This is a genomic window from Pyxidicoccus fallax, from assembly GCF_012933655.1.
In the GTDB taxonomy this organism is placed as follows: Bacteria; Myxococcota; Myxococcia; order Myxococcales; family Myxococcaceae; genus Myxococcus; species Myxococcus fallax.
The window spans coordinates 1-23,386 of record NZ_JABBJJ010000204.1 but is presented as its reverse complement, the minus strand read 5'-3'; the positions used below and the strand labels follow the sequence as shown (position 1 = coordinate 23,386).

Here is a 23,386-nt window from a genome sequence, read left to right as displayed (position 1 = left end):
CAGCAGCATCCCCACCACCGCCCCCAGCCACACGCCTCGACGCATGCCCGCGCCGCAGAGCAACCCGTGTGCCGCGCCTGCCCGCCCGCTCCAGCGTCCACCCGTGGACAGCGCCATGGGACCGCCGGAGCCCCTGGGTGGGAAATTGATTTCCCACCCGGAACCCGAAGAGAGGACATGGGTGGAAGTTTCCCCTCTCCCAGGCTCACGCGCCGGGCTGGGGCTGGGACTCCTCGGGCCTGCGGGCCGGGCGCGGCGCCAGGGGCAGCTCGAGCACGAAGGTGGTTCCCGTCCCCGCCGCGCTCTCCACGCGGATGGAGCCCCCGTGTGCCTCGGCAATCCGCCGCGTGAGGAACAAGCCCATCCCCAGGCCGCCATACTGGTGCGAGGACACCGCCCGCTCGAAGCGCCCGAAGATGCGCTCCATCGCGTCTCCCGGAATGCCGATGCCGTGGTCCGTCACCGTCAGCCGCGCGCGGCCGTCCACCTCGGTCAGCGAGATGTCCACCGGCTGACCGATTCCGAACTTGATGGCGTTTCCCAGCAGATGGCCGAGCGCCTGTTCCACGCGGCCCCGGTCCAGCCAGGCCCATACGTGCGGAGGCTCCATCCGCAGCCGCAGCTCGCAGCCGGCACGGGCGGCATCGTCCGCGAAGCGCGCCACGCCCTCCTCCACCAGCGCGGACAGGTCCACGTGCTCGCGCCGCAGCTCCAGGGTGCCCGCGTTGACGCGGCCCACGTCCAGCACGCTCTCCACCAGCCCCGTCAGCCGCTCCACCTGACGGAAGATGAGGCCCAGCTTCTCCAGCCTCGCCTCCTCCGTCCCGGCGCGGCGCAACTGCGTCATCAGGCTCTGCACGCGCAGGGTGAGCGTGGCCAGCGGGGTGCGCAGCTCGTGGGCCGCCACGGAGATGAACTCGTCCCGGGCGTCGATGGCCTCATGGGCCTCGTCGAGCAGGCGCGCGTTCTCCAGCGCCATGGCGCACCGGTGCGCCAGGTCCTCCGCCAGCAGCACGTCACGATGGCCCAGGGGACGCGTCTCCCCGTCCGCCACCAGCGCGAGCGCCCCCACCACCTGCCCGCGAACGCGCAGCGGCACCAGCACTCCCGACCCTCCCGGGTTCCTCCACCGCCGCGGGCCTCGCGGCAGCGGAGGGAACCGCCCCCGCAGCCCGGCCTCGCGCTCGGCCGTCCACCCCGCCGCGGCCACCCGCTCCACCAGCCCCTGGGCGTCCACCAGCCAGATGGCGGCGCCCGCGCACAACTCCGGGACGATGAGCCGGGCCACGCGAGGCAGGGTGGCGCCCCAGTCGGGCGACTCGGCCAGCACCGCCCCCGTCGCCGCCAGCACCCGCTGGGCCACCTCCGCACGGCGCCGCCCCGCCACCACCGCCGCCAGCGTGAGGGCGGTCAGGCTGAGCACGGCCAGGAACACCTGGACGGACATCACCCGCTCCGCGGTGGAGACGGGCAGCATGCCGAAGGGGCCATGGCCCTGGCCCGTGTACGCCACCGCCAGCCCCCCCATCACCGCCGAGGCGCTCGACGCCCCCCGGGCTCCCAGGCGCAGCGCCGCCGCGATGACCAGCGGAAACGCCGCGTACGGCAGCGTGGCCAGGACGTCCTGCTCGGACGTGCCGGGGCGGTGGAAGATGAAGAGGGTGACGCCCGCCACCAGCGACAACAGCGCCCCCATCTCCACGAGGCGCCCACGCTCCAGGGGCTTGCGGCCCACGGGCCACCACGTCAGCAGCACGGGCGCCACCAGCACCGTGCCCAGCAGGTCGCTGAGCCACCACGCCCACCACTCCTCCCAGAAGGGCGCCGTGCCCACCCACAGCGCCGAGGCCCCCGCCCCCAGCGTGGCGCTGGGGAGCGTGCCCACCAGCCCGCCCAGCACCAGCAGCCCGGCCACCTCGCGCACCCGGTGGAACCGCACCGGCCCCCCCACGAAGCGGTTCATCAGCGCCGCGCCCACGAGCGTCCGCAGCACGTTGCCCAGGCCCCAGGCCACCGCCACCCGCGCTGGAAAGCCATTCAGCGCCGCCGTCCCCGCCTCCACCCCGAAGATGACGGCCAGCAGCACCGGCCACATGCGTCGGGGGGAGCGCAGCAGGAAGGCCAGGCTCAGCCCGGCGGGCAGCCACAGCAGCGCGCTGTTGAGGGGCGCATACACGAACCGCAGGCTCACCAGCTTCAGCGCCAGGAAGCAGACGGCTAGCAACACGGCGCGTCGAGCCAGAGCCATGACGACCCCCATCGCAAGGTAAGCAGCACGGGGGTGCCCGGCCGGGTCCCCGGAAGAGCGGAGGTGCGAGGGAGCGCACGTCCGGCCTTGGGCCCGTGCCCGGTCGCTCTCCCCACCTGATGGGTGGCCTCCAGGGCCGGTCCACGCGGATGCCCCTGGGAGGGGGCGTCCCTACCTTCACACCCTCTTCCCCCCGCCGTCGAAGGGTGTGACGGCGGACAACCGGCAACTAAGTCCAGGCACTCGGCCGCCTGGGCGCTACATTCCCCCATCCCATGGCGCATCCGACCGAAGACAAGAACTTCCGACTGCCGACGTCCATCCGTCCCCGCCGTTACGCGGCCACGCTGACCCTGGACATGGACGCGAAGCGCTTCTCCGGACAGCAGACCATCGACCTGGAGCTGGCGGAGCCCTCGCAGGAAATCATCCTCCACGCCATCGCCCTGCAGCTCGGGGAGGTGACGTTCCGCGCGGGCGGTGAGCAGCGCAAGCCCGCCTCCATCCAGCCCGCGGCGCAGAGCGAGACGGTGGTGCTCCGCTTCGACGCGCCCCTGCCCAGGGGCAGCGCGACGCTGGACGTGGCGTGGACGGGCCGCTTCACCGAAGGGCTGCGCGGCCTGTACTCGGCGGGCAAGGTGGCGGCCACGCAGTTCGAGGCCGCCGACGCGCGCCGCCTCTTCCCCTCCTTCGACGAGCCGGCCTTCAAGGCGAAATGGGCCCTCAGCGTGCGCGTGCCGAAGGGCCACACCGTGCTGGGCAACGGCCCGGTGGTGAAGGAGGAGCAGGACGGCGACCACCAGAAGGTGACCTTCCAGGAGACGGAGGTGCTGAGCAGCTACCTCATCGCCCTGGTGGTGGGCCCGCTGGTGGGCACGCCCGAAGAGCGCGTGGGGGGCGTGCCGGTGCGCACCTGGGCCCTGCCGGAGAAGGCGCACCTGACGCGCTTCGGCCAGGACGTGGCGCTGGCGGTGCTGCCCCGCCTCCAGGACTACTTCGGGCTGCCGTATGCCTTCACCAAGGTGGACCAGGTGGGCATCCCCGACTTCGAGGCCGGCGCCATGGAGAACGCCGGCCTGATTACGTACCGCGAGGTGGCGCTGCTGCTGGACCCGGCCACCGCGCCCCTGTCCGTGCAGAAGCGCGTGGCGGAGGTGGTGACGCACGAGCTGGCGCACCAGTGGTTCGGCAACTGGGTCACCATGGTGTGGTGGGACGACCTGTGGCTGAACGAGGCGTTCGCCACGTGGATGGCCTTCAAGATTGTCGACCAGTGGCGCCCCGAGTGGCGCATGTGGCTGGACTTCGACGCGCACCGCGCCAGCGCGCTGCACCTGGACGCGCTCAAGTCCACGCACCCCATCCACGGCGAGGTGCGCAACGCGGGCGAGGCCGGCGAGAGCTTCGACGCGATTACGTACGAGAAGGGCGGCGCGGTGCTGCGCATGATTGAGGGCTTCCTCGGCGAGGGCCCCTTCCGCGAGGGCATCCGCCAGTACATGCGCAAGCACGCGCGCGCCAACGCGGTGAAGGAAGACCTGTGGAACGCGCTGGGCGAGGCGGCGAAGCAGCCGGTGGAGGAGCTGGCCACGGCGTGGGTGGGCCAGAGCGGCTTCCCGCTGGTGTCCGCGCGGCTGGAAGGGCGCACCCTGCACCTGTCGCAGCGGCGCTTCTACTCGGAGCCCGGCGTGCAGAGCGGCGAGAAGTGGCCGGTGCCCATGGTGCTGCGCTTCGAGGATGGCGGCGGCGTGCGCGAGCAGCGCGTGCTGCTGCGTGACGCGCAGGCCACGGTGACGCTGGAGGGCTCGGGCGACGTGAAGTGGCTGACGGCCAACGCCAACTCCACCGGCTTCTACCGCGTGGCGTACGACAAGCCGTCGCTGGAGAAGCTGGCGACGAACATCAAGGCGCTGGCGCCCTCGGAGCGCATCTCCCTGCTGGCGGACCAGTGGGCCCTGGTGCGCGCGGGGCAGGCGTCGGTGGCGGACCTGCTGGACCTCGCGGGCCGCTTCGGCGACGAGGAGGACGACTCCGTCCTGGACGAACTGGTGGGGCGGCTGGCCTACATCGAGGGCCGGCTGGTGGACGGCGAGGAGCAGGAGCGCTTCCGCCGGTGGGTGGAGCGGCTGCTCAGCCCGGGGCTGAAGAAGCTGGGCTGGCAGGCGGCGGCGGGCGAGCCGGACCGGGTGAAGCTGCGGCGCGCGGCGCTGGTGCGCGCGGTGGGGGGCCTGGCACGCAGCCAGGAGGCGCTCGCGGAGGCCCGCCCGCGCGTGGCCCGCATGCTCGACGGAGACCGGGACGCGCTGGAGCCCAACCTGCTGGACGCGTCGGTGGCCATGGTGGCGCGCGCCGGGGACTCGGCCCTGTTCGACACCTTCCTCCAGCGGATGCCGAAGGAGCCGGACCCGGCCACGCAGCGCCGCTACCTCATGGCGCTCACCGCCTTCGAGAACCCGGCGCTGGCCGAGCGCGCGCAGGGGCTGTTCTTCAGCGACACGGTGAAGACGCAGGACGTGGCCAGCTTCGCGGCGGGCCTGCTGGGCAACCGCACCGGCCGCGAGAAGTGGTGGGAGGTGATGCGCACGCGGTGGAAGGACGTGGTGCTCCGCACGGGCAGCGCGCCCATGCTGCTGCGCCGCATCGTCGAGGCCATGGGCATCCTGCGCACGCGTGAGCACCTGGAGCAGGTGAAGGCGCTCTTGCAGGCCAACCCGGTGCCCGAGGCGCAGCAGGCCACGGCGCAGACGCTGGAGCGGCTGTCCCAGGACGTGGCCCTGCGCGAGCGCTGCGCCCCCGAGGTGGCCGCGTGGCTGAAGAAGCAGCCGTGAAGACGACGCTGAAGCCCGCGAGCCTCGCCGGTGCGCGCGAGGCCCTGCGGGCCGCCAACCTCGCCTTCGCGAGCGCGTACCCCGGCGAGTCGCCTCGCCGGCAGCCGGTGCACGTCGTCTACGGCGGCGCCCACCTCTTCCGCGCGAACACGGCGCGGAAGCTGGGAGACCTGGCGCTGGCCGCGCTGAAGGACTACGCGCCGGACGCGGCCGAGCTGGCCCATGGCCTGGGGCTGCCCCAGCGCGGCCGCTTCGCCCAGCGCGTCTACGGGCGCGTGGTGGACAAGCTCCAGCGCGAGCCGGTGGAGGACCTGCGCATCGACTTCGAGGACGGCTACGGCCACCGTCCCGACGAGGAGGAGGACGGGCACGCCATCTCCGCCGCGACGGAGATGGCCCGTGGCCTGGAGCAGGGCTCGCTGCCGCCCTTCGTGGGCATCCGCGTGAAGTCCTTCACCGAGGAGCTGTTCGAGCGCGCCTCGCGCACGCTGGACTTGTTCGTCACCACCCTGCTGGAGCAGACGGGCGGGAAGCTGCCGCCCTCCTTCGTCGTCACCCTGCCCAAGGTGACGCTGCCGGAGCAGGTGGCCGCGCTCGCGCGCATCCTGGAGGTGCTGGAGACGGAGAAGGGACTGCTGGCGGGCTCGCTGGGCATGGAGCTGATGGTGGAGACGCCGCAGGCCCTCTTCGACAGGGAAGGCCGCCTGCACCTGCCCCGGCTGGTACAGGCGGGCGCGGGGCGCTGCACCAGCGTGCACCTGGGCCTGTACGACTACACCGCGTCCCTCAGCGTCAGCGCCCAGGCGCAGGGCATGCTGCACCCGGCCTGTGACTTCCTGCGGGACGTGGCGCAGGTGTCACTCGCCGGCACCGGCGTCATGCTCGCGGACGGTGCCACCAACGTCATGCCCGTGCCCCCGCACAAGGCGAAGGGCGACGAGGCGCTGCTGCCCACGCAGCGGCGGGAGAACATGGAGGCGGTGCACCGGGTGTGGCAGCTGTCGTACCGGCACATCCGGCACTCGCTGGAGCGCGCGTGGTACCAGGGGTGGGATTTGCACCCGGCGCAGCTGCCCGTGCGCTACGCGGCCGTGTACGCGTTCTTCCTGGAGGGGCTGGACGCGGCCTCGCGCCGGCTGAAGGGCTTCATGGAGAAGGCCGCGCAGGCGACGCTGGTGGGTGACGTGTTCGACGACGCGGCCACCGGGCAGGGACTGCTCAACTTCTTCCTGCGCGGGCTGAGCTGCGGCGCTCTCAACCAGGACGAGGTGCTCGCCGCCGGGCTCACGCTGGAGGAGCTGCGCAGCCGCTCCTTCCGCGCCATCGTCGAGTCGCGCCGCGGCCGTCCTTCCGCCGGTTGAAGGGCGCTACCCCGGCGTCCCCGGGTCCGCCGGGGTGCCGGGGCCGCGCGGCTGGAGGAACTCGCGCGCCACGGCGACATCGACGGCCAGCACGCCCACGAGGAAGAGCCAGGGCCCCAGGCGCGAGGACAGGCCGGAGAGGCCCCACACGGTGAGGAGCCCGGCGAGGATGGGCGGCAGCAGCGGCGGCACCACGGCTCGCACGCGGGGCAGCGCGCCCACTAGCGCGAGTGCCAGCAGGGCCATCACCGCGAGCGGCGCGCCCGTCCGCGAGCGCCCGGACGTGCCGTAGACATAGGGCGTCATGGTGAAGCCGGGCCGCCAGCCGTAGTTCCATTCGTTCCAGGAATGGCCCGTGGGACGGCCGGTCGCGTCCACCTCCGTCACGTGGTTGACCTCGTAGCCGTAGCTTCCCAGGGAGAACCAGCTGCCGACGCCGGAGCCCCAGTTGAACAGCAGCGACGCCGCGCACACGGCGGTGCCCACGAGGACGACGCGCTTGAAGCGCGCGGCGCCCGGATGGGGCCGCAGCTCCGGCGCCGACGCGGGCGAGGCCTGGAAGACGCGCCACTGCACGTAGCCGAGCACGATGGCGGCCGTGAGCCACAGGAGCGGCACGAGGCCGACGCTCAGCGTGAGGAAGGCGAAGGTGAGCGTGAGCCCGGTGAAGAGGGGCAGGAAGGCCGGGTGCGCGGCCATGCTCACGGCGCGCTCCAGGAACGGCGGGAGCGGCCGGCCCGCGGCGCGCCACTCGCGAGCGCCCAGCAGCACGCTGCCCGCGAGCATCACAGTCGACCAGGCCAGGCCGATGGTGCCTCCGAGGAAGGGCAGCATGGGCAGGAGGACGGCGGCGGCGACCAGCCCCGAGCCGAGCAGCGGCAGCGAGCCGCCCGGGAGGCGCTCGCGCAGGCGTGGGTCCTCGAGCAGGGACTGGACGGCGCGGCCCGCGGCGTCGGCGGTGCGGCGGGCGGTGTCGGCCGCGTCCTCCACCACCGAGTTGGTGGAAGGAACATTCCTTCCACAGTGGGGACAGGCGGTGCCGTGCGCCTGGGGAAGGGGCTGGCCGCAATGCGAGCAGAGCATGAGGTCCCTCGTAGCAGCGGGAGGGGGCGCAGCCTACCGCCTCTCGGGGCCGGCACGCGCGTTGCGGATGTCCCCTGGCGGACGGGGTGGGGGCTTCCTTCCCGGTCGACATCCCCCGTGGCCCCTGACGGCATTCCGGAGTCACGGTAGCGTCCTTCCGCCTTTCCGCCCCGAGTCCTCCGATGCGGCGATTCGCCCTCCTGTTGTGCCTCGCCACCGCCTGTGCCGGGCCGTCACGGACCTCGCGTCCGGGGACCGAGCCTCCTGGAACCCGGGCGGGCACTCCCGATGCCGGAGCGCCCACCGGAACCTCCGCTCCCGAGCCCACGGGCCCGTTCGCCCGCGAGCTGCCGCCGCTGGGGAAGCACCGGGTGGACTCGCCCGAGCGCGTCTTCACCGCGGAGGTGGAGGCCGCGGCGCCGCCGACGCTGGCCCGCCACGAGGGCTCCACGCGCATCGACATCCCGCTGGGCACGGAGGCGGCGCTGGCGTGCTTCGTCTATGAGCGCCCGCTCGACGCGGCGGGTGCGCTGCTCGCGGTGGCGAAGGCGGTGGGCGCGGGCCCGGGCGTCACGGTGCGGCGCATGGAGCCGACGGAAGTCGCCGTGGTGGCGGACGCTCCGGCGCTGTTCCTCCGCGTGGACTACGAGTCGTCCGCCCCGGGCGGCGTCGCGGGCGCGGGGCAGATGAAGCTGATGGTGAATGCGAGCCGGGAGTTGCCGCTGCTGTGCGCGCACGACGAGCCCGGCTACTCGAAGACGTTCCGGCGCATCACCACGGACCTGGCGCGCTCGCTCCAGGTGCCGGGGCGCGCGCGTTCGCCCGCGCGCCGTGAGGAGATGCGCGTGCTGAAGCTGGACGGGAGGCTCGCCGGCTTCGACTGGCGCACGTCGAGGAGCGTGGGAGGAGACACCACCCGCACCGAGGCCACCACCAGCCTGCTGCTGCCCGTGGCCGGAGGCGGGCTGCGCGCGGAGGACAGCACCACCACCACGCTGACGGACGCGAAGAACCACCTCGTGGAGTTGCGCCATGCTCGCGCGGAGGACGGCGCCCTCGCCCTGCAGGTGACGCTGCGGCGCGAGCGTGAGCCGGCGGCGAACCCCGGAGCTTCCGGTCCCGAGGGCCTCACCGTCCCGGGCACCACGTATCGCTACGAGGGACGCCAGGGCACGAAGGCCCTCAAGGGGACGTTCACCTCGAAGCGGGGGCTCGCCACGGAGGAGGATGTCCGCCTCGTCGTGGAGAAGTGGCTGCTGGCCGGCGGGAAGTCGGAGGTGGTGCTCGACGTGTACCGGCCCGCGGAGGATGTGACGGCGCCGGTGGAGCTCACGCTGCGGCGCGCTTCAACCGCGAACGCCCTCACGCTGACCGTTGGAGCCTCCACCGCACAGGCCACCGTGGGCACCGGGGGCCGGCTGGAGCGGACGGAGGTGACCCGCCCGGAGGGAAAGCTCACCTCCGAGCTCGTCCACGTCCAGGCTCCTGGAGCGCCATGATGCGGCCTTCTACTTGCTGACTCCCGCCGTCCACAGGCCCGCCAGGACGATCAACAGCGCCACCAGCAACAAGCCCGCCAGGACTCCCAGCAGACCGAAGCGCCCCGCCACCGCGACCAGGGACATCAGGCTCTGCTCGACCCGGGACTTGCGAACGAACGTGGACGTCAGTCCCTCGGGCCTGCCGGGCTCGGGGGGCAGCGTCGGCGCCTCTTCCTGCTGGGCGCCTCCATGTGCCGGAGCAGGCACGGAGACAACGGGCACCTCCATGGAGCGGCGAGGTGTTCCCGCCCGGGAGGCCGCCTCCAACGTCGCGGAGAATTCCTCGCAAGAGGCGAAGCGATGCTCGGGCTCCACCTCCAGCGCTCTCCGGACGATGGCGGCCAGCTTCCTGTCGATGGGAGGGTACGCGACCTCGGGAGGAGTGAACTCGCCACGCTGGATGCGCCGCATGATTTCCACATTCGTCTGCCCGTGGAAACACCGCCGGCCCGTCAGCAACTCATACAGGATGGTGCCCAGCGAGAAGATGTCCGAGCGAACCGTGACATTCTTCGAGCTGCGAATCTGCTCCGGGCTCATGTACAGCGGCGTTCCCATCACGACGCCGGTCTGCGTCGCCTCGTGCCCCAGGTCCTTGGCCAGACCGAAGTCCGCCACCTTGGGCTGCATCCGGCCCCGGCTGTCCATCCCGAGAATGATGTTCTCCGGCTTCAGGTCGCGATGAATCACACCCGCCCTGTGCGCGGTCCCCACCGCCTCCAGCACCTGATGGAACACCTCCAGCGCACCCGCCTGCCCCAACAGGCCGAACTCCTGGCAGTGCCGGGCCAGGGTCGGGCCCTCCACGAAATCCATCACCAGTCCCGCGCTGGGAGCCGTCACGACGTCCGTCACCTGCACGAGGTTCGGATGCCGGAGCCGTGCCTGGATGCGGCCCTCCCTCAGGAACCGCTCCTGGGTGTCGGGGTCTTGCCGCGCCCTGTCGCCAGAGAGGACCTTGAGCGCGTGCGTGCTCCGCAGCCCCAGGTGCCGGACCTGGTAGACGGTCGCCATGCCTCCCTGGCCCAGGGGACGCACGACCTCGTAGCGCCCGTCAAAGAGGGTTCCTGGTGACAGGACTTGCGTATGCCCCATGTGACTCGCGCCCCGCTCCCATGATGCTCATGACCACACGCCTGCTCGCGGGATGACTCCCTCTCCCGTCCCGGCCGGCGTGCACCTCCGAGACGTTCTCAGAGGAGGCTCGTGGCCGTCCAGCCACCTGCCCCGCGGCGCCATGGGCGGCCCCATCACCCGAGTGGCGGTGAGGAGCCGACCCATTCCCTGAATAGCCAGACTGGCTGCACAGAGCAGACGCCCGTTGGCTCTCCCAATTTCCTCAGCGCCAGGACGGCCCCAGCCTCACCTCTTCGTGCGGGTGAGACGGCGGCGCGAGCCCGCCCAGGCGAGCAGCAGGAGCGCGCCCCACCCCGCGGGCGTGCCCGCTCCGGTGCTGCATCCCAGGTGCTGCTCCGGCTCCACGGAGATGGGTTCGCGGGCCGGCGGCAGCACCGTCACCTGGAAGCCGCAGGTGGAGGTGTTGCCCGCCGCGTCGGTGGCGGTCACCGTGACGGGCGTGGCGCCCACGGCGAAGCGTGTGCCGGCGTCCTGGCTGTAGACGAGCGTTGGCGAGGACACCGCGTCCGACGTGGTGGCCCGCGCGTAGTCCACCTCGATGCCCGTGGCCTGCGTGGCCTGGACGGTGACATCCGCCGGGCAGGAGAGCACCGGCGCGGTGGTGTCCCGCACCGTGACGGCGAAGGTGCAGGTGCCGACGTTGCCGGCCTCATCCCTGGCGGTGACGGTGACCTCGGTGGTGCCCAGGGGGAAGGCGTCCCCACTGGGGGAAATCGACACGATGGAGGCGCGCGACACCGCGTCACGGGGCAGGCGGAAGAGGAGGGGCACGTCCGCGCCGGCACCACTCCGCGCCTCGGCTTCGATGGGACCGATGGGGCAGCCGGGCTCGGGAGGCGTGGTGTCCCGCACCGCGACGGCGAAGGCGCACGTGGCCGTCCGCCCGCGCTCATCCCGGGCCGTCGCGGTGACCTGCGTCCCGCCCAGCGCGAAGACCGAACCCGACGCGTGGCTGTACGTCACCGCCACCGTCCCGGTCCCCGTCGCGGTGGCCGGCGGATAGGTGACGTTCGCGCCCGACGCGCTCATGGCCTCCGCGGTGACATCCGCCGGGCAGGTGATGGCCGGCGCCTCCGTGTCGCTCACCCGCACCGAGAAGGTGCACGAAGCGTCATTGCCCGCCCCATCCGTCGCGGTGACGGTGACGACGGTGACGCCCACCGGGAATGTCGTCCCCGAGGCCTGGCTGTACCCCACCGTCACCGCCGACACCGTGTCCGACGCCGTGGCCTCCGGGTACTCCACCGTCGCGCCCGCGTTGCTCGTCGCCACCGCCGTCACGTCGGCGGGACAGGCCAGCTCCGGAGCCGTGGTGTCGCTCACCGTGACGGTGAAGGAACAGGTGCCGGAATTGCCCGCCTCGTCCCGCGCCGTGACGACAACGCTCGTGACCCCCAGGGGGAACGTCGCGCCGCTCGCGTGGCTGTAGGTCAGCGCCGGGCTGGCCGTGTCGTTGTCGCTCGCCACCGCCGCCGGGTACTCCACCACCGCGCCGCTGGCGCTGGTGGCCGAGGCCTCCACGGCCATGGGGCACGTCACCGTGGGAGGCGTCAGGTCGATGACGTCGGCCACCCGCCACAGCTCACCCCCATGGGCGCTGTCATGGCCCCGGAAGTACAGGTGGCTCCCGGCGAGGAGGAACCCGCTGGGTTGCGAAGCGGTCGTCCCGGGAATCTCCGCCAGCAGCCGCGTCCCCTCTTCCGTCCCATCGCTCTGCCAGACGCTGGCGTTACCGTCGGAACCGTACGCCGCGAAGACCAGCGTCCCGGCGATGTCCGTCATGGAGCGCGGCTGCGAGCCTTGGGGCCCGGCGCGGATGTCCTTGACCATGAAGGTGCCCGCCTCGGTGCCATCCGAACTCCACAGCTCCCCGCCGTGACTGGCGTCCATGGCGGCGAAGAAGAGTCGCCCCTGGAAGGCCGTGAGCGCGGCGAGGAAGGAGCCCGAGCTGCCTCGGGTGATGTCCCTGACGACCACCGTGCCCTCCTCGGTCCCATCGCTCTTCCACACCTCCTCGCCAAGGGTTCCGTCGTTCGCCGTGAAGTAGAGCGTCTCCCCGACCACCGTGAGGTTCCTGATGGACGACGAGAGGATGCCGGGACGGATGTCCTTGACGCGCACGGTGCCCGCCTCGGTGCCATCGCTCTTCCACAGCTCCTGACCGGCGCTGTCTTCCGCCAGGAAGTAGAGCGTGCCGCCCACCGTCATGAAGGACCGGGGGTAGGAGCCCCCGACGCCGGGACGGATGTCCTTGACGCGCACGGTGCCCGCCTCGGTGCCGTCGCTCTTCCACAGCTCCTGCGCACCGGAGCCATCCCGGGCGGCGAAGTAGATGACGTCTCCCACGCGGGCGAGCGGCTCCCCGTACCCTTCCAACCCCCCGAGACTCCCGGGCCAGATGTCCTTGACGAGCACGGTGCCCGCCTCGGTGCCATCGCTCTTCCACAGCTCCCGGCCACTGGTGCCATCCGTGGCCACGAAGTAGAGCGTGCGCCCCACGCGGGTGATGGGGCTGGTCGAGGAGAACGCCATGGAGGGGCCCGGGTTGATTTCCTTGATGCGCACGGGGGCCGACTCGATGCCGTCGCTCCTCCACAGCGACATGCGCCGGAGACCATCCGAGGCCAGGAAGTAGAGCTGGCCGTCCATCCACGTCAGCGTGGACGGAAGGCCGCTCTCCATGCCCGGGAAGAGGTCCCAGACGAGGCGGGTGCCCGCCGCGGTGCCATCACTCCTCCACAGCTCCGTCCCCAGCTCGGTGGAGGAACTGAAGAGGAGCGTGCCGTTCAGGTCCGCCATGGGCATCGCGTTCGAGCTGCGCGGCCGCAGCTCCATGTTCCGGAGCAGCACGGTGCCCGCCTCCGTGCCATCGCTCCTCCACAGCTCCATGCCGTACAGGCCCTCATCCGCCACGAAGTAGAGGATGCCGTCGCGCTCGGTCAGCCAGGAGGGCGAGGAACTCCAGGCTCCGGGCCAGATGTCCCGCACGCGCACGGTGCCCGCCTCGGTGCCGTCGCTCTTCCACAGCTCCCGTCCACTGACGCCGTCATCGGCCCCGAAGTAGAGGGTGCTGCCCACGACGACGAGTTCTTGCATCGAGGAGCTCGCGGCGCCCGGACGGAGGTCTCGCACGCGCACGGTGCCCACCTCGGTGCCGTCGCTCTTCCACAGCTCCCGGCCGCTGACGCCGTCATCGGCCAGGAAGAAGAGGGTGTCGCCCAGGACGGCGAACGTGGACGGCGAGGAGCCCCCGGGGCCCGGCGCGATGTCCCGCACGAGCACGGTGCCCGCCTCGGTGCCGTCGCTCTTCCACAGCTCCGGGCCAGACATGCCGTCGTTGGCCATGAAGAAGAGCGTCCCGTTCACGTCCCGGGCCTCGGACGGCTCGGAGCCTCCCTCGCCCGGCGCGATGTCCCGCACGCGCACGGTGCCCGCCTCGGTGCCGTCGCTCTTCCACAGCTCCGGGCCAGACATGCCGTCGTTCCCCATGAAGAAGACGACGCCATTCGAGACCGTGGGGCTCATGCCCCCCCACGGGGTCAGGAAGTCGCCGGGGCCCGGGTTGGAGTCCCGGATGAGGACGGTGCCCGCCTCGGTGCCGTCGCTCCGCCACAGCTCGGAGCCCTGGTCGGGGGTGCTGCCCGCGAACACCAGGGTGCCATGGAGGTTCACGAGCCAGCGGGACTCTCCCAACGCGGACCCCGCGGAGGACACGACCCGGACCGTACCGTCTTCCGTCCCGTCGCTCCGCCAGAGCCGGGAGCGCTCATCGCCGGAGTCCGCGGTGAAGTAGAGGACGCCGTTCATGGGCGTGAGCCAGGACGGGTACGCGGGGGCGCCGGGGTTTTCCCCCGAGCCCAGGTTGATGTTCTTGACGAGCATGGTGCCCAACGCGGTGCCGTTGGTCTTCCACAGCTCGGTGCCCGTCCAGCCATCGTCGAGGACGAAGAACACGGTGTCCCCGACCGCCGTGAAGCTGGACGTCCCCGGATAGTGGTTCGAGGAGAGGTCCGCGACGCGCACCGTCCCCTCCGAAGAGCCATCGCTCACCCAGAGTTCCCCACCCGTGAGCGCGTCGCTGGCCTCGAAGTAGAGCGTGCCGTTGGCGTTCGCCAGGAACCTGGGAAAGGAGCTGCCATCACCGGGCCATACGTCCGACACCAGCCGCGCCACCTGCGGCGTGCCGGCCGCCAGCAGCCGCGCCGGCCGCGTGTGCTCCAGCGCTGTCGGCGCCTCCAGCGTCTCGCCACAGCCGCCCACCACCGCGACCACCACCGACAAGCCGGCGAGCAGGCTCCGCCCACCCGGCACTCCCCTTCTGTTTCCGCGCATCCTGTCCTGTCTGTCCCCAAGGCCGCCCCGGCACACGCGAACGAAGGGCGTGCGCTCCAGGGCGGGTCAACGGACGGGAGCATCCCCGGACGGCGGCACGCGGAGCAACCCCGGGTCAGGTGGACCCGGACCCGCGGGAACGAGCAGACAGGCTCACCACAGCATGTCCTGGTCTTCCGTGACGCCAGGGACGTCTGACAATTCCAGGGTGCGGCCGTCCAGCTTCACGGTGCCCTCGAAGAAGCCCACCGGCTGCGCGAAGTGGCTCACCACGAGGCGCAAGTCGCGCTCCTCGCGGTGCACGTGGAAGGGCTGGAAGCGCAGGTCCACCGCGCCGTCCACCGTCACCATCCGCCAGGGCGCCAGCAGGTCCTTCGGGTTGTACTCGAAGCGCGCTCGCGCCAGCGGGTACAGCCGGTCTCCCAGCCACAGCGCGTTCTCGTTGGCCTCGGTGGAGCCCTCGTTGAAGCCCTCCACGAGGTTGATGCCCACGGGCGTCCCATCCGCCAGCCGTCCCGCCGCGAAGGCCCAGCGCCAGGCCGTGTGCCGCGCCAGGTAGCCCTGCGTGTAGTCCATGCCGCCCACGCCCCCGTCGAGCCGGAAGCGCCTGCCGCCCGCCTCCAGGCCGCCGAAGGACAACAGGCCGTTGCGCTTCATGGTGACGTTCACCAGCCCGTCCCCCTGCACCGGTGCAATCACCGTCAGCGCCGGAGGGCCACCGGCCACCAGCAGGTCGCCGTCCCACTGGAAGGACTGGAGGCTGCCGGTGCGCAGGCGGCTGACGTCCACCTCCACCCGGTAGCGCTCGTCGTCCTCGCCGCGCCGCACCGACAGCTTGCCGCCCAGCGTCCGGAAGGAAGCGTTGAGGCCCGCCCCGGGCTTGTCGCCCAGCTCCACCATGGGGCCGGGCGCGCCGAGGAAGCTCACGTCGCACAGCGGCTTGCGCTCGCGCAAATCCATGGCCACCGCGAAGGCGCTCGCCGTGTAGCCCAGGTCCACCACCGCGAAGAGGGCCGCGACCTCCGGCGTGGCCGCGAAGGTGTAGTGCCACCGTTTGCGCTTGAGCAGGCGCGTGGTGCGCGTGGGGGACCACCGCCCCTGCAGGCGGGGCAGGTCCACCTCGGGCAGCTCGCCCTGGTAGGTGCCAAATCGCGGTTCACCCCGCGCCGTGGCCACGGAGGCCGGCGCGGGCGGGAGGAAGGCTTCTCGCTCGGGCATCATCCACCGACATTGGAGAACAACCGTCGGCCGATGTCATCCGGAGTCGGCCGGCAAGGGCCACCCGCCGACATTGCCGCCCCTGGGGGCTACCAGGCGATGTGCAGATCGAAACTCATGGGCGAGTGGCGCTCGACGGTGAAGTTCGCCTCGGTGCGCGTCAGTCGTAGCCCTTCCTCGAGGACGCCCACCATGAAGTCCGGCGTGACGGGAATCTCATTGCGAAACTCCATGCGGAAGGCGCGCTCCCCCACCTGTATCGGCGTCACCCGCAGCCGGGAACTGTCCAGGCGCAGGTGGTCCGGAAAGCGCTTGAGGTAGCGTGCCGGCCCCAGCACGGGCTGGCCCGCCACCACCGCACCGCCCAGCAGCGTGCGCGTGAAGCCGCGCACGAAGGCACGCCCCAGTTCCCGCCGCCCCTGCTCCGCGGACAGGTCCGGGAACAGGTGCTTCCAGGTCAGGTCCACGCAGCGGTTGTACGTCACCCAGGGGTACTCCGGCTTCAGCGCCCGCAGGTCCACGCCCTCGGCACGCATCGCCTCCTCGAGCGCTTCGGTCGCCCTCACCCCATGGAGGAAGAGGGCCTCGAACATCACCGCGCGCACCATCGGCTCGGAAGACATGCACCCGCAGCCTCACACTGTCCGCCAGGAAACGGAAGCGGCACCGGGCAGGCGGGCGGGCATCCCCGCATGTGCCCGCTTCAGCCGCGACCGAAGACGATGCGCTCCTGGGCGAGCAGGCCCGTCGTGATGCGCAGTGCCAGCGCCGACACGGCGACGCTGGAGGCCGCGGCGATGAGGAAGGGCAGCGGCCCGAGCGGCTCACCACGCATCACCTCACCCGCGAGCAGCTCCTGTCCCAGGACCGGGACGGCGAACATCCACGCCTGCGTCTGCAGGGGTGAGAGGGCCAGCACCATGCCCGGCAGCATGGGCACCGTCATCAGCAGCGACAGGTACGTCTGCGCCTCCTTGAAGGAGCGCGCATAGGTGGACACCCACATCTGCACGGCGGACGCGGCCAGGCACAGGGGCAGCACGGCGGCGGCCATGCCCAGGGCGGCGGGCGCGTCGAAGCGGGCCTTCACGCCCAAATCCTCCAGCGGCACGCGCCGCACCACCAGCAGGTAGCCCACCAGCGTCAGCAGCACGGCGACGGCCGCCATGGCGACGGTGGCCAGCCACTTGCCCGTCACCACCGCGCTGCGCGGCGCGGGGTTGAGCAGGAGCGGCTCCAGCGAGCCGCGCTCGCGCTCGCCCGCCATGGTGTCGCTGGCCAGCTGCATGCCGCCCGCGAAGGCGGCCAGCACCAGGAAGAGGGGCACCATGTTGAGCACGCCCGCGGCGGTGCGCTCGGGCGTGGACAGGTCCAGCTCCTGCACCCGCACGGGGATGGCCAGGCCCGGGGCGATGCCGCGCGCGTAGAGGCGCTGGTCGCCGAGGAAGCGCGCGTACGCCTCCAGCAGCCGCCGCGCGCGCAGCACCGAGTGGCGCGCGGACTGGCGCGAGCTGTCCACCACGAGCTGCACCTCGGCGGTGTGCCCGGTGGAGAACTCGCGGCCGTAGTCCTCCGGGACAATCAGCACCGCGTCCAGCGTGCCCGCGCGGATGCGCGACTCGTAGTCCGCGGGCGCCTCCACCAGCTTCGCGCCGTAGCGCTCCAGGAAGGCCATCAGGCTGGGGGCGTGCGCGCGGCCGATGACGGGCAGTTCCAGCGGCCGGTCCTGCCGGTACCAGGAGGCCAGCAGGTTGAACATCACCAGGAAGACGACGGGGCCCAGCAGCGGGAACATCAGCGCGGTGAGCACCGAGCGCCTGTCCCGCAGGTGGTCCCTCAGTTCCTTGCGGAAGACGGTGCCGAAAAGGCGCTTCATTGCATCAGCCCCTGGTCACTGCCGATGGTGGCCACGAAGGCCTCCTCCAGGCTGTCCTTGCCGGTGCTGGCGCGCAGCGCGTCCGGCGTGCCGTCCGCCACCACCTTGCCGTGCGCCACCACGACGATGCGGTCGCACAGCGCGGCCACCTCCTGCATGACGTGGCTGGAGAACACCACGCACCTGCCTTCCGCCTTCAGCCGCCGCAGCAGCGTGCGCACCGCGCGGGTGCTCATGACGTCCAGCCCGTTGGTGGGCTCGTCCAGGAGCACGTTGCGCGGCCCGTGCACCAGCGCCCGCGCGAGCGCCACCTTCACGCGCTCGCCCTGGCTGAAGCCCTCCGTGCGCCGGTCCGCGATGTCCTTCATGTCCAGCAGGTCGATGAGCTCGTCCACGCGCTTGTCCAGCGCCGCGCCGGACAGGCCGTGCAGCTCGCCGAAGTAGCGCGCGTGCTCGCGGGCGGTGAGGCGCGGGTAGAGGCCGCGCGCGTCCGGCAGCACGCCCAGGCCCCGGCGCGCCTCCTCGGGACGCCGCACCACGTCCACGCCGTCCACCAGGGCGGTGCCCCGGTCCGGCCGTACCAGCGTGTAGAGCATGCGCATCGTCGTCGTCTTGCCGGCGCCGTTGGGGCCCAGGAGGCCCGTGATGACACCGTCCTCGGCGGTGAAGGACACGTCCTCCACCGCCGTGACGCGGCCGAAGCGCTTGTGCAGGTTCCTGGCTTCAATCATCTCAAGGCACCGGCCCCGCGAAGGACGTGAAGAAGGGAGGACGCGTGAGGCCCGGGCCGCACGAGGGCGTCAGGCCCTCCACGCTCCCGCGCTCCAGCAAGTCGTGCATCAGCGTGCGCGCGCAGTCCGCGCCCAGCGTGTTGTGGCCCACCCCGGGCACCACCACGTGCAGGCTGCGCGACAGCGTGCGCTTCGCCTCTTCCGCCCACGCGGGCGGCGTCACCGGGTCCAGCTCGCCCGACAACAGCAGAGTGGGCACGTTCGACGCCACCGGCTCGCGGTAGCCCGCGGGCAGCGTCGCGCGCGGCCAGCCCTCGCAGATGGCGAGCGTCTCCAGGCCCATGTCCGGGCCGAACCACGTGCCCTTCGCCTCGCGCTCCACCGCGGCCCGGTCATAGAAGGGCGCGTCCTCCGCGCAGACGACGGCGTAGTAGAGGCCGTGACTCACGCTGTGGCGCTGGCCCTCGGACAGCCCCACGCTGAGCGCCACGAAGGGCGCCCACTCGCCGCGCTCGGCGCGGTCCAGCATCAGCGGCACCAGCGACGCCACCTCCGGGCTGTAGAGGAGGTTGAACAGCTCCGACAGGAAGACCCGCCGCGACAGCACGAGGTCCTCCGGCACGCCCGTGCGCGGATGCGGCACGTGCACACGCGCGGGCTCCGCCTCCAGCCGCGCCAGCAGCGCCTCCGTGCGCGGCCGCAGGTTCGGGTACGCCTTCGCGCACGCCGCGTCCTTCTCGCAGTGGGCCAGGAGCTTCTCCAGCGCCTGCTGCCCGTCGCGGGGCGCGTTGAGCGGCAGGTACAGGCCCATGGGCGCCACGCCGTCCAGAATCGCCGTGCGCACCCGGTCCGGGTGCTGGCGCATGTACACCAGCGCCGCGCGCGTGCCGTAGGACACGCCCCACAGGTTCACCGTGTCGTAGCCCAGCGCCGCGCGCACCTCGTCCAGGTCATCCATGGCGACGGACGTGGTGTAGTGGCGCACGTCCGCGGCCCAGCCCGCGCGGCACTTGCGCATCTGCTCCACCGCGCCCGTGTCCTGGAAGCGCGCCGCCAGCCCCGCCTCCAGCGGGTGCGGCTCGCACTCCAGCGGGTTCGAGTCCCCGGTGCCGCGCTGGTCCACGAGGACGATGTCGCGCTTGCGGCGGATGCGCTCCATCGCGAGCAGCACCTCCACGCGCGACGCCGCCTGTCCCGGGCCTCCCGCCAGCAGCACCAGCGGGTCGGGCGCCGGCTGGGCCGCCAGCGCCGGCACCACCACCACGCGCAGGGGAATCTTCCGGCCCGTCTTCGCGGCCCGGTCCTCGTACACCTCGTACGTCCCGCACTGCGCCTGCGTGGCCAGCCCCTCCAGGCGGCAGGGCGCGAGGGCCAGCTTCCGCCCGTCCGCGCCCGAGGAGCCGCCCCGCGAGCAGGCCGCGAGCACCAGCACCACGAGTCCCAGGGCGAGCCGGCCCCAGCGTGCCGACCGGGACGGAGGAAGGGAGGGGATGTGTGTCCGGACCCCAGACAAGGATGCCTCCGTCGTGGTGAGGGGAGGTCCGCCACATACCACCCGCCCGCCGCCGGGGTACACCTGTTGGGCGCCATTGAATCCCGCGCCACAATGGGGCGTCCGGTGATACGCCCATGCCCACGATGAAACGCGCCCTCTTTGTCCTGGCCGTCCTCTCCCTCACCACGCTGAGCGGCTGCGCCGCGCTCCAGAAGATGCTGGCGGGGGCCTTCAAGAAGCCCACCGTCTCCTTCAAGACGGCGCGCCTGGCGGACGCGTCCCTGTCCGACGCCACCGTCAACCTCGTCTACGAGGTGAACAACCCCAACGGCTTCGGCCTGGACCTCGCCTCCGTCGACTACGCCTTCTTCGTCGAGGGCAAGCAGGTCGTCGCCGGCAAGCCGAAGAAGGGCCTCAACCTCAAGGCCAACGGCAAGAGCGAGCTCGTCTTCCCCGCCAACGTGAAGTTCGCGGACATCGTCCCCGTGGTGGAGACGTTCCTCAACAAGGACCGCGCCGGCTTCAAGGCGCAGGGCACGCTGGGCATCAAGACGCCTCTGGGCGTCCTCGAGTTCCCCCTCTCCAAGGAGGGCACCTTCGAGGTCCCCAAGATTCCGCAGGTCTCCTTCCAGGCGCCCCGCATCAAGAACATCAGCGTCAGCGGCGCCACCGTGGAGTTCCCGCTCGAAATCAAGAACCGCAACAGCTTCCCCCTGCCCGTCGCCGGCATCACCGGCGCGCTCAAGGTGGCCGGCGCGGATGTGGGCACCCTGTCCACAGGCAGCCTGGGCCTGCTGGATGGCAGCGGCTCGAAGCAGGTGACGCTGCCGTTGACCATCAACTTCGCGCGCGCCGCCTCGGCCGCCATGGCCCTGCGCTCGGGGGGCAACGCCCAGGTCCGCCTGGACGGACAGCTCACCTCGGAATCACAGTCCGTGCCACTGAGCCTCAGTCAGCTCGTGAACTTCGTGAAGTGACGCCTGCTTGCAATCCGAGCGGGGAGAAGTGAACCCGGGGTTGTCCCGGCGAGCCCTAGACGTTACGGTGGGGCGACCCTCCCGGGGACTTCCAAACCATGCGCCGCATCCTCTTCAAGTCCAAGATCCACCGCGCGACCGTGACCCAGGCCGACCTGGACTATGAGGGCTCGGTCACCATCGACCGGGACCTGCTGCGGGCCGCGGACATCCTCCCCTACGAGAAGGTGGCGGTCTGGAACGTCACCCGGGGCACCCGCCTGGAGACGTACGCGCTGGAGGGCCCCTCCGGCAGCGGCGTCATCTGCATCAACGGCGCGGCGGCGCACCTCAACCAGCCCGGCGACGTGGTCATCCTGGCCACCTTCGCGGAGGTGGAGGAGGCGGAGCTGGCCGGGTGGAAGCCCACCGTGGTGTTCGTGGACGGCAAGAACCGCATCGTCCCCGGCGTGACGGAAGAGATTCCGGGCCCCCAGCGCCGCTCGGCCTGAGAACACGGGGGACACCCCACCGCTTTGCCCCTGCTGGCGCCTTTTGCCATGCTCCTCCCATCTTCATGGGAGGGGCCGTGCGGCCCCGGAGGCATGCGATGAGACGGATGTGGGCGGCGGCCAGCGCGCTGGTGCTGGTGCTCTCGGGTTGCTCGGGGATTGGCCCCTTCCGTCCCAATCCCAACGACGAGGACCCGCTCTATGGGGCCATTCCCGTCGTGAAGGCGCCGCAGAAGGACCGCTGCGGGGTGCATGGCGCGGGCGGCGTGCGGGCCTCGTGCGACGAGGCGAAGTACCTGGCCACCGAGTACACGCGCCGGCTGTCCGTGGGTGACGAGGTGTGCCTGGAGGGTGGCTATGGCGAGGAGCCGGGCGGCGCGTGCCTGGCTCGCGCGGCCGTCATCGACACGGCGCCCAACCAGGTGAAGCTCGAGGTGCGCGGGGCGAAGCCGGACTCGCGCTGGTTCGATGTTGAGATGCGGCACGCCTGGTACGAAGAGGGCGCGCTGGTGGACCTCTACCTGTCCGAGCGGGGTTATTAGACAGGGCAGGCAGGACAAGGAGGGTTGACGATGGGCATCTACGACAGCGTGGCCGAGCGCCTTTCTTTCGTGAAGAAGCTGACCCCGGCCGAGCTGAAGAAGCTCGGCTCGGCGCGCCTGTCGGACGTGGTGCTGGGGGAGGTGGGCCGCGCCCGGGTGCGGGTGGCGGAGCTGGAGAAGCGCTACCCGAACGCGCCGCCGAAGGAGCTGGCCCAGCGCCTCATCGACGACAAGAAGAACCTGGCCAGCATGGCCGGCGGCATCAGCGGCGTCTTCGGCCTCGTCGCGCTGCCGGCGGACATGCTCTTCATGACGTACCTGCAGCTCGTGCTGCTGACGGACGTGGCCACGCTCTACAAGGCGAACCTCAAGACGGAGCGCGCCCGCGGCGAGATGCTGGACCTCTTCGGCTACGCCAACGGACTGGGTCCGCTGCACCGCGCGGGGCCCAAGGTGCTGGGGAAGCTGGCCAGCATGCTGCTGGAGAAGGGCGGCCTGCACACGTTCGGACGCGCCATGCCGCTGGTGGCCGCGCCCATCACCGCCTACTTCAACAACCAGCACATCCAGATGGTGGGCGAGCAGGCCGTGCGCTTCTACGAGGGCTTCGACAAGGCGCACGCCAAGGCGAAGGCCCAGCGGCAGAAGGCCAGCGGCAGCTGAGCCTCACGGCCCGGGCACCTGCGCGAAGCCCAGCAGGCGCTCCATCGTGTGGAGCACGTAGCTGAAGCCCGCCACGCGCGGGCCGTGGTTGCCCTCCACCGTGTAGAGCATTCCGTACGCCACGTGGTGCACCAGCCCGATGTGGTCCTCCGTGCCGTCCGCGCGGGACCAGACGACGAGGTCCCCGGGCTCGGGCGTGTAGGCCTCACCGGACAGGTGCGCCCAGCCGCGCTGGCCCAGCTCCCCGAAGAGCTTCCGCGCGCTGACGGTGTAGGGGAAGGGCGGGCCGCTCGGGTCCTTCCAGAAGCACCAGCTCACGAAGCCGGCGCACCAGGGGCTGCCCTCGGGCGCATGGCCGTTCAGGTACTTGCGCACCCACGGGCCCCGGCCTGAGCCGCCCTCCTCGGCCGCGCCCGCCTTCAGCTCCTCCAGGGCCATGGACAGCGCGTGCCGCCCGCGCGCGCTGCCGCCCAGCTCGGGCAGCGGCATCCGGGTGAAGTCGATGTCCGGCGCATGGAAGACGAAGGGCTGGGGGTTCGCGAGGCTCCACCACGTGGGCTCGCCCGTGTGGCCATCCACCGCCAGCGGCTCGCCGTGGGCGTCCACGTGCTGCGCCTGGAAGCGGAGCAACGCCGCGCGCGTCTCCTCCCCGAAGGCGCCGTCGGCGGCCACGGGGTAGCCCCGCTGCGTGAGCAGCGCTTGCAGCCGTTGGACCTCGGGCCCCGTGTCCCCCAGGCCCAACCTGCGTGCCATGGTCGTCCCCCCCGCCTCCCACGTTAGGGATGTGCCATCCGAGGAGACTCCGGGCGCCCGGGGCGGGGAGGTGATGGGCGGACAACACCCCGCCTCCCCCTGGAATGGCC

General features: G+C 71.8%; 17 protein-coding genes. 7 read left to right on the top strand and 10 right to left on the bottom strand.

The window, feature by feature from the left end:
- Window positions 1-205: 205 nt before the first annotated feature.
- Window positions 206-2,248 (bottom strand): sensor histidine kinase, encoded by a 2,043-nt coding sequence (locus HG543_RS33605; protein ID WP_169349015.1) that lies wholly within the window; start codon window positions 2,246-2,248, stop codon window positions 206-208.
- A gap of 275 nt (window positions 2,249-2,523) precedes the next feature.
- Here HG543_RS33605 and HG543_RS33600 point away from each other — a divergent pair, with 275 nt between their 5' ends.
- Both HG543_RS33600 and HG543_RS33595 read left to right on the top strand, forming a co-directional pair.
- Window positions 2,524-5,076, top strand: a complete 2,553-nt coding sequence (locus tag HG543_RS33600) for a M1 family metallopeptidase (protein ID WP_169349014.1) — start codon at window positions 2,524-2,526, stop codon at window positions 5,074-5,076.
- On the top strand, window positions 5,073-6,437 hold the full coding sequence (locus HG543_RS33595) for a DUF6986 family protein (RefSeq protein WP_171818055.1): 1,365 nt from the start codon (window positions 5,073-5,075) through the stop codon (window positions 6,435-6,437). The genes HG543_RS33600 and HG543_RS33595 overlap by 4 nt, the downstream gene beginning before the upstream one ends.
- A gap of 6 nt (window positions 6,438-6,443) precedes the next feature.
- On the opposite strand, the gene HG543_RS33590 is transcribed toward HG543_RS33595, so the two are convergent.
- Window positions 6,444-7,520 carry a zinc ribbon domain-containing protein gene (locus tag HG543_RS33590; protein ID WP_169349012.1) on the bottom strand — a complete coding sequence of 359 codons (1,077 nt, stop codon included), beginning with the start codon at window positions 7,518-7,520 and terminating at the stop codon, window positions 6,444-6,446.
- A 182-nt stretch (window positions 7,521-7,702) separates the two neighbouring features.
- Between HG543_RS33590 and HG543_RS33585 the strand changes: the two genes are divergently transcribed.
- Window positions 7,703-9,019: a hypothetical protein gene (locus HG543_RS33585; RefSeq protein ID WP_169349011.1), complete on the top strand. Its 1,317-nt coding sequence runs from the start codon at window positions 7,703-7,705 to the stop codon at window positions 9,017-9,019.
- Window positions 9,020-9,028: 9 nt separating this feature from the next.
- Here the strand turns inward: HG543_RS33585 and HG543_RS33580 are convergent, their stop codons facing one another.
- The 7 genes from HG543_RS33580 to HG543_RS33550 all read right to left on the bottom strand — a co-directional run bounded on the left by HG543_RS33580 (window position 9,029) and on the right by HG543_RS33550 (window position 19,868).
- Entirely contained in the window at window positions 9,029-10,156 is a 1,128-nt protein-coding gene (locus tag HG543_RS33580; RefSeq protein WP_171818054.1) for a serine/threonine-protein kinase, read from the bottom strand.
- 267 nt (window positions 10,157-10,423) lie between these two features.
- On the bottom strand, window positions 10,424-14,530 hold the full coding sequence (locus tag HG543_RS33575; protein ID WP_169349009.1) for an ELWxxDGT repeat protein: 4,107 nt from the start codon (window positions 14,528-14,530) through the stop codon (window positions 10,424-10,426).
- 153 nt (window positions 14,531-14,683) lie between these two features.
- Entirely contained in the window at window positions 14,684-15,751 is a 1,068-nt protein-coding gene (locus tag HG543_RS33570; protein WP_169349008.1) for a DUF2804 domain-containing protein, read from the bottom strand.
- Window positions 15,752-15,837: 86 nt separating this feature from the next.
- Window positions 15,838-16,371 carry a DUF2378 family protein gene (locus HG543_RS33565; RefSeq protein WP_246357487.1) on the bottom strand — a complete coding sequence of 178 codons (534 nt, stop codon included), beginning with the start codon at window positions 16,369-16,371 and terminating at the stop codon, window positions 15,838-15,840.
- Window positions 16,372-16,451: 80 nt separating this feature from the next.
- A complete protein-coding gene (locus HG543_RS33560; protein ID WP_169349007.1) occupies window positions 16,452-17,624 on the bottom strand; it encodes an ABC transporter permease in 1,173 nt (390 codons plus the stop codon).
- Complete coding sequence (locus tag HG543_RS33555) at window positions 17,621-18,355, bottom strand: ABC transporter ATP-binding protein (RefSeq protein ID WP_169349006.1); 735 nt, start codon at window positions 18,353-18,355, stop codon at window positions 17,621-17,623. The genes HG543_RS33560 and HG543_RS33555 overlap by 4 nt, the downstream gene beginning before the upstream one ends.
- Window position 18,356: 1 nt before the next feature.
- A complete protein-coding gene (locus HG543_RS33550) occupies window positions 18,357-19,868 on the bottom strand; it encodes an alpha/beta hydrolase (RefSeq protein WP_169349005.1) in 1,512 nt (503 codons plus the stop codon).
- Between the two features lie 116 nt (window positions 19,869-19,984).
- On the opposite strand from HG543_RS33550, the gene HG543_RS33545 reads away from it, so the two are divergent.
- The 4 genes from HG543_RS33545 (at window position 19,985) to HG543_RS33530 (ending at window position 22,523) form a co-directional block, all read left to right on the top strand.
- Entirely contained in the window at window positions 19,985-20,827 is an 843-nt protein-coding gene (locus HG543_RS33545; protein WP_169349004.1) for an LEA/WHy family protein, read from the top strand.
- A gap of 98 nt (window positions 20,828-20,925) precedes the next feature.
- Entirely contained in the window at window positions 20,926-21,318 is a 393-nt protein-coding gene (panD, locus tag HG543_RS33540; protein WP_169349003.1) for an aspartate 1-decarboxylase, read from the top strand.
- 98 nt (window positions 21,319-21,416) lie between these two features.
- On the top strand, window positions 21,417-21,860 hold the full coding sequence (locus HG543_RS33535) for a hypothetical protein (protein ID WP_169349002.1): 444 nt from the start codon (window positions 21,417-21,419) through the stop codon (window positions 21,858-21,860).
- A 30-nt stretch (window positions 21,861-21,890) separates the two neighbouring features.
- Window positions 21,891-22,523, top strand: coding sequence for an EcsC family protein (locus tag HG543_RS33530; RefSeq protein ID WP_169349001.1), 633 nt, complete (start codon window positions 21,891-21,893; stop codon window positions 22,521-22,523).
- Between the two features lie 3 nt (window positions 22,524-22,526).
- Here HG543_RS33530 and HG543_RS33525 read toward each other — a convergent pair whose 3' ends face one another.
- Window positions 22,527-23,276 carry a CHAP domain-containing protein gene (locus HG543_RS33525; protein ID WP_169349000.1) on the bottom strand — a complete coding sequence of 250 codons (750 nt, stop codon included), beginning with the start codon at window positions 23,274-23,276 and terminating at the stop codon, window positions 22,527-22,529.
- Window positions 23,277-23,386: the final 110 nt, after the last annotated feature.

Excerpts from the sequence above, each read along its gene's own strand:
- HG543_RS33580 (WP_171818054.1), bottom strand. The coding sequence starts at position 10,156 with ATGGGGCATACGCAAGTCCTGTCACCAGGAACCCTCTTTGACGGGCGC.
- HG543_RS33600 (WP_169349014.1), top strand. The coding sequence starts at position 2,524 with ATGGCGCATCCGACCGAAGACAAGAACTTCCGACTGCCGACGTCCATC.
- HG543_RS33590 (WP_169349012.1), bottom strand. The coding sequence starts at position 7,520 with ATGCTCTGCTCGCATTGCGGCCAGCCCCTTCCCCAGGCGCACGGCACC.
- HG543_RS33560 (WP_169349007.1), bottom strand. The coding sequence starts at position 17,624 with ATGAAGCGCCTTTTCGGCACCGTCTTCCGCAAGGAACTGAGGGACCAC.
- HG543_RS33530 (WP_169349001.1), top strand. The coding sequence starts at position 21,891 with ATGGGCATCTACGACAGCGTGGCCGAGCGCCTTTCTTTCGTGAAGAAG.
- HG543_RS33525 (WP_169349000.1), bottom strand. The coding sequence starts at position 23,276 with ATGGCACGCAGGTTGGGCCTGGGGGACACGGGGCCCGAGGTCCAACGG.
- HG543_RS33575 (WP_169349009.1), bottom strand. The coding sequence starts at position 14,530 with ATGCGCGGAAACAGAAGGGGAGTGCCGGGTGGGCGGAGCCTGCTCGCC.
- HG543_RS33545 (WP_169349004.1), top strand. The coding sequence starts at position 19,985 with ATGCCCACGATGAAACGCGCCCTCTTTGTCCTGGCCGTCCTCTCCCTC.
- HG543_RS33565 (WP_246357487.1), bottom strand. The coding sequence starts at position 16,371 with ATGTCTTCCGAGCCGATGGTGCGCGCGGTGATGTTCGAGGCCCTCTTC.
- HG543_RS33605 (WP_169349015.1), bottom strand. The coding sequence starts at position 2,248 with ATGGCTCTGGCTCGACGCGCCGTGTTGCTAGCCGTCTGCTTCCTGGCG.
- panD (WP_169349003.1), top strand. The coding sequence starts at position 20,926 with ATGCGCCGCATCCTCTTCAAGTCCAAGATCCACCGCGCGACCGTGACC.
- HG543_RS33585 (WP_169349011.1), top strand. The coding sequence starts at position 7,703 with ATGCGGCGATTCGCCCTCCTGTTGTGCCTCGCCACCGCCTGTGCCGGG.
- HG543_RS33570 (WP_169349008.1), bottom strand. The coding sequence starts at position 15,751 with ATGATGCCCGAGCGAGAAGCCTTCCTCCCGCCCGCGCCGGCCTCCGTG.
- HG543_RS33535 (WP_169349002.1), top strand. The coding sequence starts at position 21,417 with ATGAGACGGATGTGGGCGGCGGCCAGCGCGCTGGTGCTGGTGCTCTCG.
- HG543_RS33555 (WP_169349006.1), bottom strand. The coding sequence starts at position 18,355 with ATGATTGAAGCCAGGAACCTGCACAAGCGCTTCGGCCGCGTCACGGCG.